Genomic DNA, 16,975 nt, shown 5'->3' on the forward strand with positions numbered 1-16,975 from the left:
TATCGTTGGTGCCCGATGGTCACGGAAAGTCGGTAGAATGCGCATTTTTCATCGAAGTCGGAGCCAGGTTGTGCGCGAAATCGTTCTGATCAACATCACCGGTGAGGACCGTCCAGGTCTTACCGCGGCCATCACCGGCGTCCTGCTCCAGGGCGGTGTGAACATTCTCGACATCGGCCTGGCAGTCATGCACGGCACCCTGTCGTTCGGCATCCTGGTCGACATCCCCGACAACGAAGTAGCCACCGCACTGCTGCAAAGCGTGCAGTCCAAGGCCCACGAGCTGAACCTGCAGGCCCGCTACACGCCGATTTCTGAAGCCGACTACCAGCACTGGGCAGACAGCCAGGGTGAGCCGCGCCAGATCATCACCTTGCTCAGCCGCAAAATCACCCCCGAGCAGTTGCAGCGCGTCAGTGCGGTGATCAGCCAGTACGGCCTGACCATCGAGCGCATCGAGCGCCTGTCGGCCCGCGTGGTGCTGGATGCCCAGCAGGACAAGGGCAAGGCGGCGCTGGAAATTTCCGTGCGCGGCGAGCCAAGCGACGGCCAGGCGCTGCGTGCGGCGTTCTTTGCGCTGTCTGACGAGCTGAGCATCGACATCGCCTTCCAGAAGGACGACTTGTTCCGCCGCAACCGTCGCCTGGCGGTGTTCGACATGGACTCCACGCTGATCGAGGCCGAAGTCATCGACGAGCTGGCCAAGGCTGCCGGCGTGGGCGAGCAGGTGGCGGCAATCACCGAGCGGGCGATGCGTGGCGAGCTGGATTTCCGTGCCAGCTTCAAGGAGCGCATGGCGCTGCTCAAGGGCCTGGATGTGGGTGTGCTCGACCAGATCGGTGCCTCGCTGCGCCTGACCGAGGGCGCCGAGCACCTGTTCGCCGAGCTCAAGCGCCTGGGTTACAAGACCGCCATTCTGTCTGGCGGCTTCACCTACTTCGCCAAGCAGGTGCAGGCGCGCCTGGGCATCGATTACGTGTTCGCCAACGAGCTGGAAGTGGTCGACGGCAAGGTCACTGGTGTTGCCGTGGAGCCGATTGTCGACGCCCAGCGCAAGGCTGACCTGCTGCAGCAACTGGCCAGCGAAGAAGGGCTGCAACTGGAGCAGACCATCGCTGTGGGCGATGGCGCCAACGACCTGCCGATGCTGTCGCTGGCCGGCCTGGGCGTGGCCTTCCGCGCCAAGCCGCTGGTGCGCCAGTCGGCCCGCCAGGCCATCTCGACCCTGGGGCTGGATGGCGTGCTGTACCTGCTGGGCGTGCGCGACCGCGACGCGCGCGGCTGAGCGCTACCTGTGTAGGAGCCGGCTTGCCGGCGATGAGGCCCGATTGGGCGCTGTAAGTCCCCGCTGGATGGCACCGGCTTTGCCGGTGATCGCCGGCAAGCCGGCTCCTTCAGGGGGCGGCGGTAAAGCAAAAAAAAGCCCTGCATGTGCAGGGCTTTTTTGGTTCGTCAGGCCTGCGCTGGCACCGCCAGCAGCTCGCCCATGCGTACTGCGGAACCGGCTCCCAGGCTTTGCGCCCACTTCACCTGCTCGGGGCCAAACAGCACGATGGCGGTGGAGCCCAGCTTGAAACGCCCCAGTTCGGCGCCCTTTTCCAGGTGGATCGGCGCACGGCTGGCTTCGTCGTAGCGGAAGGTCTTCAGCTCGCGCTTGGGTGGGGTGACCAGGCCGGCCCAGACGGTCTCGATCGAGGCGACGATCATTGCACCCACCAGCACCACGGCCATCGGCCCGCGCTCGGTGTCGAACAGGCACACCACGCGCTCGTTGCGGGCGAACAGCTCAGGGACGTTCTCGGCGGTAGTCTGGTTGACCGAGAACAGCCGGCCAGGCACGTAGACCATCTCGCGCAGGGTACCGGCCAGCGGCATGTGCACGCGGTGGTAGTCCTTGGGCGACAGGTAGATGGTGGCAAACTCGCCGCCCATGAACGGCGCAGCCAGTGCCGGGTCGCCGCCCAGCAGCTCGAGGGCGCTGAAGCTGTGGCCCTTGGCCTGGAAGATGCGGCCGTGCTCGATCGGGCCGAGCTGGCTGACGGCGCCGTCGGCCGGGCACAGGATGGCCCCCGGGGTTTCGTCCAGCGGGCGTGCGCCAGGCTTGAGGGCGCGGGTGAAGAACGCGTTGAAGTGCTCGTAGGCAGTGAGGTCTTCGACCAGCGCCTCGGCCATGTTTACCTGGTAGCGCTTGGCGAACCAGGCGGTGAAGGCGTTCTTGAACCAGCGTGCGCGGCACTCTGCGACGCAGCCGGCCAGGCGCGACAGCAGGTGGTGCGGCAGCAGGTACTGGCTGATGATGAACAGACGGGATTTCATGCAGGTTCCTTAGACTTCTACAGGCGTGTCCGGGTGGTTGCCCCATTCGCTCCACGAACCGGCGTAGGCCTTGATGCGTGGGTAGCCGAGGGCCTTGGCCACCAGGTAGGTGAAACCGGAGCGGCGGTGGGTCTGGCAGTGGGTGATCACTTCCTTGTCGGGGGTGATGCCCAATTGCCGGAGAACGTCGGCGATGTCTGCGCGTATGCGCAGGTGGTCGTTGAGGTCCATGCCGGCGGTCCACTCGAAGTTGATCGCGCCGGGAATGTGCCCGCCCTTGGCGGCCAGGACCTTCTCGCCGGTGAATTCCTGCGGGCCGCGGGCGTCCCAGATGACTAGGTCGTCGGCGCCCAGGCGGCTTTGCAGGTACTCGCGGGTGGCGGTGGGGGCGCTGCTGAGTTGCAGGCGCACCGGGGTGGTGCCGGGGGCCGGTACGTCGGTGGACAGTTTGTCTGCCGGCCAGGCCTGGATGCCGCCGTTGAGGTAGTGGTAGTGGCGGTGGCCGATGACGTCGAGCAGCCAGATGAAACGCCCGGCCCAGCCGCCGCCTTCGTCGTCATACACAACGTACACCGCGTCATCGCGGTGGCCGAGCTCGCTGAACAGTTTTTCGAGGTCCGCCTGGGCTGGCAGCAGGCCGGGGGCCGGGGGCTGGCCGAGCTGGGTACGCTTGCCTTCGACGAAGCGCGCCCCGGGGATGTGCCCGCTGACATAGCGGTTGGCGCTGCTCAGGTCGACCAGGATCAGCCGGGGCGAGCCCAGGCGCGGCAACAGGTCGGCGGCTTCGATCACCAGGGGCAAGCCGGAAAAGTCAGTCATCCACGGTCTCCGGGGTGGAAAGAGGGGCGATTGTAGCGCAAGGCTCACGCATTGCGACTGGCAAACAGGGCCAGGGCGCGCTCGATGCATTGCGCGGTTTTGCCGAAGGCTTGCACGCTGACATCGGCCAGTGGCTTGCCGCCCTGGTCGGCCACCGCCAGCATCAGCACCTGGCCGCCTACTGCCAGTGAGCGCAGCAGCAGGTGCTCGCCACTGAAGAACGCCCGCAGCGGCGCCGGCAGCAAGGCTGCGAGTTGGGCGTGGTTGTCTGGCGTAACCCGCAACTGCCCGGCCTGGGCCATGAGCTTTTGCAGCAGTTTGTTCTGCTGCACTGGCAGGGCCATGGCGCCTGCTTCGGCGGGCAGGCCGACGGTTTGTTGCACGCGCAGGTAATCGCTGGCCTTGTCCAGGCTCAGCAGCATGACCCGTTGCATGCCGCACGCCTGCAGGGCTTCACGGGCCTGCGCCGACAAGTGCACGGCGTTGCTGAACGGACTGGGCTGGGCCAGCAGCTCCTGGCACGCCGAGCGCCAGTGGGCGAGGTCTTCGCTGCTGGGCGGCGGCGGGGTAAGCATGTCCGGGTGCGGGCGGCGCTGGTCCCAGGGCCAGATCAACGCCTCGGCCGGGTGGAACAGGGCATGGCGGGCATGGTGGCGGGCGCTGGCGGCAGCCTGCTGGTGGACCTGCTGCTGCACATCGTCCAGCGAGGTTTGCAGGTACAGCGCGGTCAGCAATTGCCAGCGCAGCAGGTGCGGGTTGTCCCAGCCCACCTGGGCGGCCAGGGCCAGGCCGTTGGCCAGCAGCACGGTATTAGGTGGCTGGTTGAACCAGCGGCGCAGCGCCGGCTCTTCGTCCAGGCGGTGCTGTTGCTCCAGCGGGTCGGGCTCGCGGGCGATGTTCAGCACCTGGGCCAGTTGCTCGCGCTCCTCGGTCAGCAGGCGGTAGCCCTGGGTGACCCAGCCCGGCAGGCGCCAGTGCTCGGCCACGGCCTGGCACAGCTGCATGATGCGCACGCCGAACAGCTGCTGCTCGACAACGCCTGCGTCCTCGCCCTTGTGGATAACCCGCAGTTCCCAGGCATCCAGCAGCTTGGGGTAGGCCACGGCCATGGCCCACATGGGCGAGAGGAACAGCAGGCTGCCCCAGTGGATCTCCTGCCACAGGCGCGCCAGGCGGCTGGCGAACAGGCCGTTGGCCTGCTGCGTGGCGTGCTGGCTGATCAGCAGGAACTGGCGCAGCACCGGCGGCAGGTTGTCGCTGTGCAGTGAGGGCAGGCGCGCCAGCAGTTGTGAAATGCGTTCAAGGCCCAGGCGGTTGAGGGCGATTTCCAGGCTTTCGGCGGGCTCGGCCTGGCTGGCGTTGGCCGAATGGTTGGCCTCGCGCATGACGCACAGCACCAGCGCAGGGCTGTCCTGCATCAGTTCGGCGATGTCACGCAGCGAGCGGCGGCTGTCGTTGATGGCCTGCACGACGCGGTCGTGGCTCTCTTTGGGCACGGGTATGCGTACGCCGTCGAGCAGTTTGACCCAGGCGTCAAGACTTGACGGGGGCTGACTTGGCACCTTGGTTTCAATTGGCATATTGACATCAGTCCAAACTGGCTTTTCGCTTTGAGTGGCTATAGTCTGGCGCAGTTCTGCCGATAAGTAGAAGAAGAGTTTTAAGGCTCCCGTCCCCGACCCTGACCACGACAGCAAGTGCTCTGAACCTATGGCTAAAATTATCGGCATCATCGTCGTATTCGCGAGCGTGCTCGGCGGCTACGTACTTTCCCACGGCAAGATCGCGGCACTGATTCAGCCGTTCGAAGTGCTGATCATCGGTGGCGCGGCCTTCGGTGCGTTTCTTCAGGCGAACCCTGGTTACATGACCCTGCATGTGGTCAAGAAGTCGCTGAAGATGTTCGGCAGCCGTTTCACCCACACCTTCTATCTGGAGGTGCTGGGCCTGGTGTACGAGATCCTCAACAAGAGCCGCCGCGAAGGCATGATGGCCATCGAGGGCGACATCGAGGACGCCGCTGCCAGCCCGATCTTCGCCAAGTACCCTGCGGTACTGGGCGATGAGCGCATGACCGCATACATCTGCGACTACTTGCGCATCATGTCCACCGGCAACATGGCTCCCCACGAGCTCGAAGGCCTGTTCGACATGGAACTGCTGAGCATGAAGGAAGAGCTCGAGCATCCCTCCCACGCGGTCAACGGCATTGCCGACGGCATGCCCGGCTTCGGTATCGTCGCGGCGGTACTGGGTATCGTGGTGACCATGGCTTCGCTGGGCGAAGGCGACCAGGCCTCCATCGGCCTGCACGTCGGCGCGGCGCTGGTCGGTACCTTCTTCGGTATTCTGGCGGCCTACGGCTTCTTCGGCCCGCTGGCCAAGTGCCTGGAGCACGACGCCAAGGAAGAGATCAACCTGTACGAATCGATCAAGGCCTCGCTGGTGGCTTCGGCCTCGGGCATGCCGCCTTCGCTGGCCGTGGAATTCGGGCGCAAGGTGCTGTATCCGAAGCACCGTCCGAGCTTCGCCGAGCTGGAACAAGCGGTTCGCGGTCGCTGAGTCATGGAGAACAATCAGCCGATAATCATCAAGCGCGTCAAGCGCTTCGGTGGCGGGCACCATGGCGGTGCCTGGAAAATCGCCTTTGCCGACTTCGCCACGGCGATGATGGCGTTCTTCCTCGTGTTGTGGCTGCTGTCCACCGCCACGCCCGAGCAGAAGATCGCCATCGCCGGCTACTTCAAGGACCCGATCGGCTTCTCCGAGAGCGGCACGCCCTACATCATCGACCTGGGTGGCTCGCCGCAGCTGGCACCGGAAAAGACCATCAACCCTGAGACCAAGTCCGAACCGACCCCTGACACCAGCATCCAGCTGGACAAGGACAAGGTCGAGACCATGGCCGAGCAGGTTGAGCGCGAGCGCCTCGAGTTGCTGCTGCAGGAGCTGCAGAACAAGGTCGAGGAAAACCCCGAACTGCAGAAGTTCAAGGACCAGATCCTGTTCGAGATCACCCAGGACGGCCTGCGCATCCAGATCATGGACGCCGAAAACCGGCCGATGTTCGACCTGGGCAGCGCGCGCCTGCAGCCGTACTTTGAAGACATTCTGCTGGCCATGGCCGACACCATCAAGGCGGTGCCGAACAAGATCAGCGTCAGCGGCCACACCGATGCCAAGCCTTATTCGGGCACTGGCGACTTCGGCAACTGGGAGCTTTCGGCCAACCGTGCCAACGCCGCGCGCCGCGCGCTGGTTGCCGGTGGCTACCCGGACAGCCAGGTGGCGCGGGTGGTGGGCTACGCCTCGTCGTCGCTGTTCGACCGCAAGAACCCGCTCAACCCGGTCAACCGCCGTATCGACATCATCGTGCTGACCAAGAAGGCCCAGCGTGATATCGAGGGCGAGCAGGGCGCGCCTGACGCCCAGCCCGGGGCTGCACCGCCCGCCGGCGGTACGCCGGGCGCTGCTGCTCCGGGTGTGCCACCGGCAGGCGCCGCGGCGCCTCAGGACCCGATGCAACCGCGAGAGCTGCGCCAGAAGCTGAACATCTTCGAGGATGGCGTGTTGAAGATGGACGAGCAGAAGAACCAGTGACCGAACAAGGGCCGTGCAAGCGTCAGACCGGTCGGTTAGCAATTGGGGCTGCTTTGCAGCCCTTCGCGGGCAAGCCCGCTCCCACAGGTACTGCGCCAGCTTGAGGCTTGGCGCGTTCCTGTGGGAGCGGGCTTGCCCGCGAAGGGCCGCATTGCGGCCCCAATTTCGTTAAAGGACTGGCATTGCGCGCAAGCGGCCCTTTTTCTTTGTGCTCAGAACCCTCGGCGGATCTTGGCCTTCAGGTCGGTATGGAAGAAGTCGGCGTTGTCCCGGTCATGGGCGTGGTGCCCCTCACGGGCCGGCGCCATGGCCCGGTGGAAGGTGCACTCTTCGTGGTAGGCACGCACGAACAGGTCGATGTGTTCGCGCTCATGCAGCAGCGGCCAACGTTCCAGATAGCCCGGCAACGGCGCCGGCCCGCTGCGGTAGAGGCTGATACGCCGGTTGCTGGTGGCGGCGGCGCCCAGTTGCCAGGCCACCCACCAGTTCTCGGCGGCCTGCTGCGACAGCACGCAGATCAGGTGGGTGCTGTCGGCCAGATACTGGCGCAGGCTCACGCAGATGTCGTCGAAGGTCTGGCAGGTGGCATCGTCGTAGCGCGTCAGCTGGGTGGGGATGCCTTCGAGCAGCAGGCGCTCGTTGAGGATGAACGCGTCAAGGCGCTGGTCGTGCTGGTAGCTGATAAAAACAGGCATCAGGCGCGCCCTCCCGTTGCGTGGGGGAGGTGATGCGGGGCGGGTTTCGTCATTGTGTGTCCTTCCATGCCGCAGGCTGATGGGCCGCCAATGCATGCGGCCCGTAGCCTGGACAATCCATGAAGGACAGGTCCTTCAACAACACCTGACGCAAAAATCAGAAGGGTCCTACAGGCGAATGTAATTTGCCCTACGCAGCGACCTCAGTAAGTGTCTTCCGGCAGGCTGGCGATGATCGAGCGGTAGCTGTTCATTCGCTGTTGCGACACACGCCCCTCGTCCAGCGCCTTGAGCAGTGCGCAGCCCGGTTCGCGGTCGTGCTTGCAGTCGCGGAAGCGGCAGTGGCCGATCAGCTCGCGGAACTCGATGAAACCGTCCTCGACGTCAGCGCGGCTGACATGGCCCAGGCCGAACTCGCGGATGCCCGGCGAGTCGATCAGGTCGCCGCCGTTGGGGAAGTGGTACAGGCGTGCGGTGGTGGTGGTGTGGGTGCCCTGGCCGGACCATTCAGACAAGTCGCCCACGCGCGTGCCGGCATCCGGCAACAGGCTGTTGACCAGCGACGACTTGCCCACGCCCGACTGGCCGACGAACACACTGATGTGGCCATCCAGCGTCTGCTGCAGGCGCTGCATGCCGTCGCCCTGGTGCGCGGACACCTCCAGCAGCGGGTAGCCCAGGGCGCGGTACACCTCGAGCATGGCGTGCAGGGTCGGGCCGTTTTCATCGTTGATCAGGTCGGCCTTGTTCAGCAGCAGCAGCGGGCGTATGCCGGCGTGCTCGGCGGCCACCAGGTAGCGGTCGATCAGGTTGGGGTGCGGCTCGGGCGCCGGGGCGAAAACGATGACGATCAGATCGACGTTGGCCGCCACCGGCTTGAGCTGGCCATGGTTGTTCGGCCGGCACAGCTCGGTGCTGCGCGGCATCTGCGCGACGATCACGCCGATGCCCTGGTTGCCGGCGCGCCACACGACCCGGTCACCGGTCACCAGTGCCGGCAGGTTGGCCCGCAGGTGGCAGCGGAACACCTGGCCTGCGGCTTCGCCGTCCTGGGCCTCGACCTCCACCTGCACGCCAAAGTGGGCGATCACCAGGCCCAGCTGCTCCGGCCCCAGGTCGCCGCCTTCCAGCTCCTGCAGCGCGTGCTGCTCGCGTTTGGCGGCGCGGGCGGCGCGTTCACCCTGGATCTTTTCGATGCGCCAGTTCTGGCGGCGGTTGAGCTGGCGTTTGGCCATGAAGGTTCCGTGCAGGAGGGAATGAAAACGGGCCGCAGTTTAGCACGCTGCGCCCATCGGCCGCCGCGCTAGGCTAATATGACCGGCTACTTGAGGAGCACACCCATGCAGAACCCACAGAACCTGATCTGGATCGATCTGGAAATGACCGGCCTGGATCCGGACAGCGATGTCATCATCGAGATGGCCACCATCGTCACCGACAGCGAGCTGAACACCCTGGCCGAAGGCCCGGTGATCGCCATCCACCACAGCGACGAAGTGCTGGCGCGCATGGACGAGTGGAACACCCGCACCCACGGCGGCTCGGGCCTGACCCAGCGCGTGCGCGAAAGCAAGGTGAGCATGGCCGAGGCCGAGGCGCAGACCATCGCCTTCCTCGAGCAGTGGGTGCCCAAGGGCAAGTCGCCGATCTGCGGCAACAGCATCTGCCAGGACCGGCGTTTTCTGTACCGCCACATGCGCGGGCTGGAGAACTACTTCCACTACCGCAACCTCGATGTGTCGACCTTGAAAGAGCTGGCTGCGCGCTGGGCGCCGGATGTACGTGACAGTTTCAAGAAGGGCAGCACTCACCTGGCGCTTGACGACATTCGCGAGTCGATCGCCGAGCTGCGTCACTATCGCGAGCATTTCATCAAGTTCTGACCCTGCCGTGCGCCGGCGATCGTCGGCGCGCCCTCTTTTGGTGCCCCGCGCTACTGGGTAGACTGCGCGCCTTTCCCGCACGGACCTGCACCATGTTGCTGATGCTCTACCTCATCGCCATCACCGCCGAAGCCATGACCGGGGCGCTGTCTGCCGGCCGCCGGGGCATGGACTGGTTCGGCGTGGTGCTGATCGCCTGCGTTACCGCACTGGGTGGCGGCTCGGTACGCGACGTGCTGCTTGGGCACTATCCGCTGACCTGGGTGAAGCACCCCGAATACCTGGTGCTGACCAGTTTCGCCGCCTTGCTGACCATCTTCATCGCCCCGCTGATGCGCCACCTGCGCTCGCTGTTTCTGGTGCTCGATGCTCTGGGGCTGGTGGCGTTCACCCTGATTGGCTGCATGACCGCGCTGGAAATGGGCCAGGGCATGCTGGTGGCGTCGATCAGCGGGGTGATCACCGGGGTGTTTGGCGGCATCCTGCGGGATATCTTCTGCAACGACATCCCGCTGGTGTTTCGCCGTGAGTTGTATGCCAGCGTTTCGTTTGCCGCAGCGTGGTTCTACCTGGGCTGCGTGTACTTCAAGGTCCCGGCGGAGCAGGCCATGTTGTTGACCCTGTTCGGCGGGTTTCTGGTGCGCTTGCTGGCGATTCGTTTCCACTGGGAAATGCCCAAGTTTCACTACAACGACCAGCAATAATCTGCAGCGAGCCTCTCTGTAAGCGCGGGCTCGCCCGCGATCACCTGCGTAGCGGGTGGCAGGCCATCCTGATGTAGTGCCTGCTCCGGCCTCATCGCCGGCAAGCCGGCGCCTACAGGGCGCCGTGCCGCTCCAGTGCCCACTCCACATGCTCGCGGACCAGCTCCGACGGGTCGTCCCTGCGGGCTTTGAGCGCCTCCAGCACCGGTATGGTGGTGGGCGCGTTGCCCAGCCCCACCGCCAGGTTGCGTGAAAACCGCTCGTAACCGGCGCGCCGCAGCGGCGAGCCTTCGGTGCGGGCGAGGAAGCGCTTCTCATCCCACAGGAACAGTTCGGCCAGCTCGATGTTGTCCAGCCCGCGCCGGGGCATGAAGTCGTCTTCGTTGGTGGTCTTGGCGAAGCGGTTCCACGGGCATACCAGCTGGCAGTCGTCACAGCCGAACACGCGGTTGCCGATCAGCGGGCGCAGCTCAACCGGGATGGCATGGCGCAGCTCGATGGTCAGGTACGAGATGCAGCGCCGCGCATCGAGCTGGTAGGGGCCGACGAAGGCCTGGGTCGGGCAGATGTCCAGGCAGGCCTGGCAGCGGCCACAGTGGTCGCTGCCCTGGATGCCGTCGATGGGTAGTGGCAGGTCGACGAACAGCTCGGCGAGGAAGAAATAGCTGCCGGCCTTGCGGTTGAGCAGCAGGGTGTTCTTGCCGATCCAGCCAAGGCCTGCCTCTTGCGCCAGGGCCTTTTCCAGCACCGGGGCGCTGTCGACGAAGGCGCGGTAGCCGAACGGGCCGATGGCCTCCTGAATACGGTCGGCGAAGTGCTGCACGCGCTTGCGCACCAGCTTGTGGTAGTCGCGGCCCAGGGCATAGCGGGCGATATAGGCTTTTTCCGGTTCGGCCAGGCGTTTGGCCATTTCGGTGTCGCCGGGCAGATAGTCCATGCGCAGCGAAATCACCCGGATGGTGCCGGGGATCAACTGGTCGGGGTGCGAGCGCTTGCTGCCGTGCTCGCCCATGTATTCCATTTCGCCGTTGTAACCGGCGGCCAGCCAACGCTGCAGGTGTTGTTCGTGTTCGCCAAGGTCGACCCCGGCGATGCCGACGTGGGCAAAACCGAGTTCCTGGCCCCAGTCCTTGATGGATTGGGCCAGTGCGGCGATGTCTGGAGTGTTGGCGGGCATGGAAGGGGCAAGCATTACAGGACTAGGTGCGTATAATTCTGCCAGACATCGGAGCCTTTGACCCCATGCCTCAGACCAAACACCCCAACAGCAGCCCGCAGATACTCGACCGCCAAACCCTGGCAGGCCTGGCGCCACGCCCGCTCGACGCACACAAGGCCGACTTCGGCCATGTGCTGGTGATCGGCGGCGACCTGGGCACCGGCGGCGCGGTGCTGCTCAGCGCCGAGGCGGCGTTGCGCTGCGGTGCAGGATTGGTCAGCGTGGCGACGCGCCCTGAGCACGTGGCGGCGGGGCTGGCGCGGTTGCCCGAAACCATGTGGCTGGGGGTGCATTCGGCCAACCAGCTGATGGGTGTGCTGCCGCGGGCCTCGGTGCTGGTGGTGGGGCCGGGCCTGGGCCAGGCCGCCTGGGGGCGCAGCCTGCTGTCGGCGGTAACCCACGCGCGCCTGCCGCAGGTGTGGGACGCCGATGCGCTCAACCTGCTGGCCGGGGCGCCGCTGGCGCTGCCCAGTGGCAGTGTGCTTACCCCGCACCCGGGCGAAGCGGCGCGCTTGCTGGGCATCTCCACCGAGGCAGTGCAGGCCGACCGCCCGGGGGCTGCGCGCAAGTTGGCGCGCCGCTATGCCAGCGTTTGTGTGCTCAAGGGCGCCGGCACGCTGGTGGCCGACCCTGCCGGGCGCCTGGCGCTGTGCGAGCGCGGCCACCCGGCCATGGCTGGTGCCGGCTTGGGCGATGTGCTCACCGGCGTTGTCGCGGCGCTGCTGGCCCAGGGCCTGGAGGCCTGGCCTGCGGCGTGCCTGGCGGTGTGGTTGCATGCCCGCGCCGGCGAGCGCCTGGGGCGGGGCGGAAGAGGGCTGGCGGCCAGTGATCTGGTACCGGTCATAAGAGAGTTGTTGGAGGAGCATTGCCCGTGTTGAACCTGTTTCTGGCCGACGAACCGGCCACCGTCGCCTTTGGCGCCAAGCTCGCCGAGGTGACCGGCGGCCATGGCGTGATTTTTCTGGAGGGCGACCTGGGCGCCGGCAAGACCACCCTGTCGCGCGGGCTGATCCGCGGCCTGGGCCATGAAGGGGCGGTGAAGAGCCCGACCTTCACGCTGGTCGAACCCTACGAGATCGGCGCCATTCGCGCCTACCACTTCGACCTGTACCGCCTGGCCGACCCGGAAGAACTCGAGTTCATGGGCATCCGCGATTATTTCGAGGATGACGCCCTGTGCCTGTTCGAATGGCCTCAGAAAGGTGCGGGCGTTTTGCCAAAGCCCGACCTGACCATTACCATAAGCCCGCAAGCGGGCGGGCGTTCGCTGTGCCTTGCGCCACAGAGCGCGCGCGGCGAGGCCTGGTGCAAAAAACTGGGTTAAGAATTCATACAGTAAGTGGGGAAAGGTATGCGCATACGCGCACTGGTCGCTGTGGTTGGGCTGCTGCTGACAGCGGTGACCGTTGACGCTCTGGCCGTCACTCAAGTCAAGAGCGTGCGCCTGTGGCGCGCGCCGGACAACACGCGGCTGGTATTCGACCTGTCCGGGCCGGTGCAGCACAGCGTCTTCACCCTGACCGCACCTGATCGGCTGGTCATCGACATCAACGGTGCCACGCTCGGCGGGCCGTTGAACGTGGCCACCTCGAACACGCCGATCACCAGCGTGCGTTCGGCCCAGCGCACCCCCACCGACCTGCGCGTGGTGGTCGACCTTAAAAAGTCGGTGACGCCCAAAAGCTTCACCCTGGCGCCCAACGCCCAGTACGGCAACCGCCTGGTGGTCGACCTGTACGACCAGGAAGCCGACGCCATCGCCGCCAGCAGCCCGACCCCGCCACCGGCTCCGCAAGCGCCGGCCACCACCCCGGCAGTGCCGGTAAGCCCGGCGCAACCGGCGATCAAGCTGCCGCCAGCCCCTTCCGGCAAGCGTGACATCGTGGTGGCCATCGATGCCGGCCACGGCGGTGAAGACCCGGGCGCCTCCGGCTCGCGTGGCCAGCACGAAAAAGACATCGTGCTGCAGATCGCCAAGGAGCTGCAGCGCCAGATCAACAGCGAGAAGGGCTACCGCGCCGAACTGACCCGTACCGGCGACTATTTCATCCCGCTGCGCAAGCGCACCGAGATCGCCCGCAAGAAGGGCGCAGACCTGTTCGTTTCGATCCACGCCGACGCCGCGCCGTCCAAGGCCGCCTTCGGCGCCTCGGTGTTTGCACTGTCTGACCGTGGAGCAACCTCCGAGACCGCGCGCTGGCTAGCCGACACGGAAAACCGCTCCGACCTGATCGGTGGTGCCGGCAACGTCAGCCTCGACGACAAGGACCGCATGCTGGCCGGTGTACTGCTCGACCTGTCGATGACCGCCACACTCAGCTCCAGCCTGAACGTGGGGCAAAAGGTGCTGGGCAACATGGGCCGGGTCACGCCGCTGCACAAGCAGCGTGTCGAGCAGGCCGGCTTCATGGTGCTAAAGTCCCCGGATATCCCGTCGATTCTGGTGGAAACCGGGTTCATCTCCAACGCCAACGAGGCCGCCAAGCTGGCCACCGCCAGCCACCAGCAGGCCCTGGCGCGCTCCATCCACACCGGCGTGCGGCAGTTCTTCCAGCAGAACCCGCCGCCTGGCACCTACATCGCCTGGCTGCGCGACAGCGGCAAGATCGCCCAGGGCCCGCGTGACCACACCGTGCGCTCGGGCGAAACCCTGGCGATGATCGCCGTGCGCTACCAGGTCAGCGTTGCCAGCCTGCGCAGCACCAACAGCCTGAAAACCGATGAGCTGAAGATCGGCCAGCATCTGGACATTCCGGCCACCACCCTGGCGTCCCAGCAATGAGTGGTGGTTCGCGCATCCAGCTGCTCAGCCCGCGGCTGGCCAACCAGATCGCTGCCGGCGAGGTGGTCGAGCGCCCGGCCTCGGTGGCCAAGGAGCTGCTGGAAAACAGCCTGGACTCCGGCGCCCGGCGCATCGAGGTCGAGGTGGAACAGGGCGGCGTGAAGCTGCTGCGGGTACGTGACAACGGCAGCGGCATCGCCCCGGATGATCTGCCGCTGGCCCTGGCCCGCCACGCCACCAGCAAGATTCGCGAGCTGGAAGACCTCGAAGGCGTACTGAGCCTTGGCTTTCGTGGTGAAGCTCTGGCGTCGATCAGCTCGGTGGCGCGGCTCACCCTGACCTCGCGCACCCAGGATGCCAGCGAAGCCTGGCAGGTGGAAACCGAAGGTCGCGACATGCTGCCGCGGGTGCAGCCCGCCGCGCACCCGGTCGGCACCTCGGTGGAGGTGCGCGACCTGTTCTTCAACACCCCGGCCCGGCGCAAGTTCCTCAAGGCCGAGAAGACCGAATTCGACCACCTGCAGGAGGTCATCCGGCGCCTGGCGCTGGCGCGTTTCGACGTGGGCTTTCACCTGCGCCATAACGGCAAGACTGTCTTCAGCCTGCACGAGGCCGCCGACGATATGGCCCGCGCGCGCCGGGTCGGCACCATTTGCGGGCCGGGCTTTCTCGAGCAGGCGCTGCCCATCGATGTAGAGCGCAACGGCCTGCGCCTGTGGGGTTGGGTCGGCTTGCCGACCTTCTCGCGCAGCCAGGCCGATTTGCAGTACTTCTTCGTCAATGGCCGCGCCGTGCGCGACAAGCTGGTGGCCCACGCGGTGCGCCAGGCCTATCGCGACGTGCTGTTCAACGGCCGCCACCCGACCTTTGTGCTGTTTCTGGAGTGCGACCCGACCGGGGTGGACGTCAACGTGCACCCGACCAAGCACGAAGTGCGTTTCCGTGAGGGGCGTACAGTCCACGACTTCCTGTATGGCACGTTGCACCGGGCATTGGCCGATGTGCGCCCGGAAGACCAGTTGGCCGCGCCGGCGGCGACCACCGAGATGCTCCGCCCCACCGGCCAGCAGGCTGGTGAGTTCGGCCCGCAAGGCGAGATGCGCCTGGCCTCGCCCGTGCTCGAGCAACCCCAGGGCGAGCAGCGCCCGGCGTTCAGCAACAACGGCGCGGGCGCCGGTTATCAGTACCAGTACACCCCGCGCCCGGCGCAGCCGGTGAATGTCGGCGAAGCGCAAGCGGTGTACCGCGAGTTCTACGCCCCACTGGACAACGCCCAGGCAGCATCATCGGGCGCGCTGCCGGAAAGCCAGGGCGACATCCCGCCGCTGGGCTACGCCCTGGCTCAGCTCAAGGGCATCTATATCCTCGCCGAGAACGCCATTGGCCTGGTGCTGGTGGACATGCACGCCGCCCATGAGCGGATCATGTACGAGCGCTTGAAAGTGGCGATGGCCAGCGAAGGCCTGAGCGGCCAGCCGCTGCTGGTGCCCGAGTCGCTGGCCCTGAGCCAGCGCGAGGCCGACTGCGCCGAGGAGCACGCCCAGTGGTTCCAGCGCCTGGGCTTCGAGCTGCAGCGCCTGGGCCCCGAAACCCTGGCGATTAGGCAGATCCCGGCACTGCTCAAGCAGGCCGAGGCCAACCGCCTGGTGATGGACGTGCTGGCCGACTTGATGGAGTACGGCACCAGCGACCGTATCCAGGCGCACCTGAACGAGCTGCTGGGCACCATGGCCTGCCACGGAGCAGTGCGCGCCAACCGGCGCCTGGCCATCCCCGAGATGAACGCGCTGCTGCGCGACATGGAAAACACCGAGCGCAGCGGCCAGTGCAACCACGGCCGCCCGACCTGGACCCAGATGGGTCTGGACGACCTCGACAAGTTGTTCCTGCGGGGGCGATGAAATGAGCGGCAAACCCCCGGCGATATTCCTCATGGGCCCGACCGCGGCCGGCAAGACCGACCTTGCCATCGAGCTGACCAAGGTCTTGCCCTGCGAGCTGATCAGCGTCGATTCGGCGCTGGTCTACCGCGGCATGGACATCGGCACTGCCAAGCCGTCGCAAGAGATTCTTGCGCAGTACCCGCACCGACTGGTCGACATTCTCGACCCGGCCGAGAGCTATTCGGCCAAGCAGTTCTGCACCGATGCCCTGGCGGCCATGGCCGAGATCACCGCGCGCGGCAAGGTCCCGCTGCTGGTCGGCGGCACCATGCTCTATTACAAGGCGTTGATCGATGGCCTGGCCGACATGCCGCCGGCCGACGCCGAGGTGCGCGCGGCGCTCGAGGCCGAGGCCAGCGCCCTGGGCCTGGCCGAGCTGCATCGGCAACTGGCCGAGGTGGACCCTGAGTCGGCGGCGCGCATCCATCCGAATGACCCGCAGCGGTTGATTCGCGCGCTCGAGGTGTTCCGCGTCAGCGGCCAGAGCATGACCGCCCACCGCCAGCGTCAATTGGCGCAAAGTAGCGGCGCAGACGCAGGCGCGGGCGGGCATTTGCCCTATACTGTCGCCAGCCTGGCCATCGCGCCTACGGATCGTCACATTTTGCATCAGCGAATTGCGCTACGATTTTCGCAGATGCTGGAACAGGGCTTCGTCGACGAGGTCCGATCGCTGCGAGCCAGAAGTGACTTGCACGTGGGGCTGCCGTCTATACGGGCAGTGGGGTATCGGCAGGTCTGGGACTACCTCGACGGCGCATTAAATGAGAATGAGATGCAAGAACGAGGTATCATTGCCACGCGTCAACTTGCCAAGCGCCAGTTCACCTGGTTGCGCAGTTGGTCCGACGTGCACTGGCTTGACAGCCTGGCCTGCGACAATCTGTCCCGCACCTTGAAATACCTGGGGGCCGTCTCCATATTGAGCTGAGTCCCTGCTTATTGCCGTCTATTCTTGCGAAGGGCGGCATGAATTACCGAATTTATTGTTTTTTTACTATTGATCCTTACAGG

Annotated in this window: 16 protein-coding genes; 10 read left to right on the plus strand and 6 right to left on the minus strand. The window is 65.8% G+C overall.

The window, feature by feature from the left end:
* Positions 1-70 precede the first annotated feature (70 nt).
* On the plus strand, positions 71-1,285 hold the full coding sequence (gene serB, locus KSS93_RS04555; RefSeq protein ID WP_217887334.1) for a phosphoserine phosphatase SerB: 1,215 nt from the start codon (positions 71-73) through the stop codon (positions 1,283-1,285).
* A 167-nt stretch (positions 1,286-1,452) separates the two neighbouring features.
* Here serB and asd read toward each other — a convergent pair whose 3' ends face one another.
* The 3 genes from asd to KSS93_RS04570 are packed head-to-tail and all read right to left on the minus strand — an operon-like array spanning position 1,453 to position 4,715.
* Positions 1,453-2,316, minus strand: coding sequence for an archaetidylserine decarboxylase (asd, locus tag KSS93_RS04560; RefSeq protein WP_217887335.1), 864 nt, complete (start codon positions 2,314-2,316; stop codon positions 1,453-1,455).
* Between the two features lie 9 nt (positions 2,317-2,325).
* Positions 2,326-3,135: a rhodanese-like domain-containing protein gene (locus KSS93_RS04565; protein ID WP_217887336.1), complete on the minus strand. Its 810-nt coding sequence runs from the start codon at positions 3,133-3,135 to the stop codon at positions 2,326-2,328.
* 44 nt (positions 3,136-3,179) lie between these two features.
* A complete protein-coding gene (locus KSS93_RS04570; protein WP_217887337.1) occupies positions 3,180-4,715 on the minus strand; it encodes an HDOD domain-containing protein in 1,536 nt (511 codons plus the stop codon).
* A 130-nt stretch (positions 4,716-4,845) separates the two neighbouring features.
* Here KSS93_RS04570 and motA point away from each other — a divergent pair, with 130 nt between their 5' ends.
* Together motA and motB are read left to right on the plus strand one after the other, a co-directional pair.
* Positions 4,846-5,697, plus strand: coding sequence for a flagellar motor stator protein MotA (gene motA, locus KSS93_RS04575; RefSeq protein ID WP_217887338.1), 852 nt, complete (start codon positions 4,846-4,848; stop codon positions 5,695-5,697).
* Between the two features lie 3 nt (positions 5,698-5,700).
* Entirely contained in the window at positions 5,701-6,735 is a 1,035-nt protein-coding gene (motB, locus tag KSS93_RS04580) for a flagellar motor protein MotB (protein ID WP_217887339.1), read from the plus strand.
* A gap of 212 nt (positions 6,736-6,947) precedes the next feature.
* On the opposite strand, the gene KSS93_RS04585 is transcribed toward motB, so the two are convergent.
* A complete protein-coding gene (locus KSS93_RS04585) occupies positions 6,948-7,430 on the minus strand; it encodes a TIR domain-containing protein (RefSeq protein ID WP_217887340.1) in 483 nt (160 codons plus the stop codon).
* A gap of 203 nt (positions 7,431-7,633) precedes the next feature.
* Positions 7,634-8,665, minus strand: a complete 1,032-nt coding sequence (rsgA, locus tag KSS93_RS04590) for a small ribosomal subunit biogenesis GTPase RsgA (RefSeq protein ID WP_217887341.1) — start codon at positions 8,663-8,665, stop codon at positions 7,634-7,636.
* A 105-nt stretch (positions 8,666-8,770) separates the two neighbouring features.
* Between rsgA and orn the strand changes: the two genes are divergently transcribed.
* Positions 8,771-9,313, plus strand: a complete 543-nt coding sequence (orn, locus tag KSS93_RS04595; RefSeq protein WP_217840569.1) for an oligoribonuclease — start codon at positions 8,771-8,773, stop codon at positions 9,311-9,313.
* Between the two features lie 92 nt (positions 9,314-9,405).
* On the plus strand, positions 9,406-10,017 hold the full coding sequence (locus tag KSS93_RS04600; protein ID WP_217887342.1) for a trimeric intracellular cation channel family protein: 612 nt from the start codon (positions 9,406-9,408) through the stop codon (positions 10,015-10,017).
* A 112-nt stretch (positions 10,018-10,129) separates the two neighbouring features.
* Here KSS93_RS04600 and queG read toward each other — a convergent pair whose 3' ends face one another.
* Complete coding sequence (gene queG, locus KSS93_RS04605; protein ID WP_217888680.1) at positions 10,130-11,194, minus strand: tRNA epoxyqueuosine(34) reductase QueG; 1,065 nt, start codon at positions 11,192-11,194, stop codon at positions 10,130-10,132.
* 65 nt (positions 11,195-11,259) lie between these two features.
* Here queG and KSS93_RS04610 point away from each other — a divergent pair, with 65 nt between their 5' ends.
* From KSS93_RS04610 to miaA, 5 genes are read left to right on the plus strand one after another with little or no spacing between them, the layout of a single operon-like run.
* Positions 11,260-12,114, plus strand: coding sequence for an NAD(P)H-hydrate dehydratase (locus KSS93_RS04610; RefSeq protein ID WP_217887343.1), 855 nt, complete (start codon positions 11,260-11,262; stop codon positions 12,112-12,114).
* The gene (tsaE, locus tag KSS93_RS04615) at positions 12,111-12,560 is read left to right on the plus strand and encodes a tRNA (adenosine(37)-N6)-threonylcarbamoyltransferase complex ATPase subunit type 1 TsaE (RefSeq protein WP_369992299.1); all 450 of its coding nucleotides are present in this window, start codon (positions 12,111-12,113) and stop codon (positions 12,558-12,560) included. Before KSS93_RS04610 ends, tsaE begins: the two co-directional genes overlap by 4 nt.
* Before the next feature lie 27 nt (positions 12,561-12,587).
* Complete coding sequence (locus KSS93_RS04620) at positions 12,588-14,018, plus strand: N-acetylmuramoyl-L-alanine amidase (protein ID WP_217887344.1); 1,431 nt, start codon at positions 12,588-12,590, stop codon at positions 14,016-14,018.
* Entirely contained in the window at positions 14,015-15,919 is a 1,905-nt protein-coding gene (gene mutL / locus KSS93_RS04625) for a DNA mismatch repair endonuclease MutL (RefSeq protein ID WP_217887345.1), read from the plus strand. The genes KSS93_RS04620 and mutL overlap by 4 nt, the downstream gene beginning before the upstream one ends.
* Before the next feature lies 1 nt (position 15,920).
* A complete protein-coding gene (miaA, locus tag KSS93_RS04630; protein WP_217887346.1) occupies positions 15,921-16,892 on the plus strand; it encodes a tRNA (adenosine(37)-N6)-dimethylallyltransferase MiaA in 972 nt (323 codons plus the stop codon).
* Positions 16,893-16,975 lie beyond the last annotated feature (83 nt).

The organism is Pseudomonas xanthosomatis, assembly GCF_019139835.1.
GTDB lineage: Bacteria > Pseudomonadota > Gammaproteobacteria > Pseudomonadales > Pseudomonadaceae > Aquipseudomonas > Aquipseudomonas fakonensis.

What these genes read in the sequence shown, in the direction of transcription:
- rsgA (WP_217887341.1), bottom strand. Translation starts at nt 8,665, where the DNA reads ATGGCCAAACGCCAGCTCAACCGCCGCCAGAACTGGCGCATCGAAAAG.
- mutL (WP_217887345.1), top strand. Translation starts at nt 14,015, where the DNA reads ATGAGTGGTGGTTCGCGCATCCAGCTGCTCAGCCCGCGGCTGGCCAAC.
- KSS93_RS04620 (WP_217887344.1), top strand. Translation starts at nt 12,588, where the DNA reads ATGCGCATACGCGCACTGGTCGCTGTGGTTGGGCTGCTGCTGACAGCG.
- orn (WP_217840569.1), top strand. Translation starts at nt 8,771, where the DNA reads ATGCAGAACCCACAGAACCTGATCTGGATCGATCTGGAAATGACCGGC.
- queG (WP_217888680.1), bottom strand. Translation starts at nt 11,194, where the DNA reads ATGCCCGCCAACACTCCAGACATCGCCGCACTGGCCCAATCCATCAAG.
- asd (WP_217887335.1), bottom strand. Translation starts at nt 2,316, where the DNA reads ATGAAATCCCGTCTGTTCATCATCAGCCAGTACCTGCTGCCGCACCAC.
- KSS93_RS04600 (WP_217887342.1), top strand. Translation starts at nt 9,406, where the DNA reads ATGTTGCTGATGCTCTACCTCATCGCCATCACCGCCGAAGCCATGACC.
- miaA (WP_217887346.1), top strand. Translation starts at nt 15,921, where the DNA reads ATGAGCGGCAAACCCCCGGCGATATTCCTCATGGGCCCGACCGCGGCC.
- motB (WP_217887339.1), top strand. Translation starts at nt 5,701, where the DNA reads ATGGAGAACAATCAGCCGATAATCATCAAGCGCGTCAAGCGCTTCGGT.
- KSS93_RS04585 (WP_217887340.1), bottom strand. Translation starts at nt 7,430, where the DNA reads ATGCCTGTTTTTATCAGCTACCAGCACGACCAGCGCCTTGACGCGTTC.
- motA (WP_217887338.1), top strand. Translation starts at nt 4,846, where the DNA reads ATGGCTAAAATTATCGGCATCATCGTCGTATTCGCGAGCGTGCTCGGC.
- KSS93_RS04610 (WP_217887343.1), top strand. Translation starts at nt 11,260, where the DNA reads ATGCCTCAGACCAAACACCCCAACAGCAGCCCGCAGATACTCGACCGC.
- KSS93_RS04565 (WP_217887336.1), bottom strand. Translation starts at nt 3,135, where the DNA reads ATGACTGACTTTTCCGGCTTGCCCCTGGTGATCGAAGCCGCCGACCTG.
- KSS93_RS04570 (WP_217887337.1), bottom strand. Translation starts at nt 4,715, where the DNA reads ATGCCAATTGAAACCAAGGTGCCAAGTCAGCCCCCGTCAAGTCTTGAC.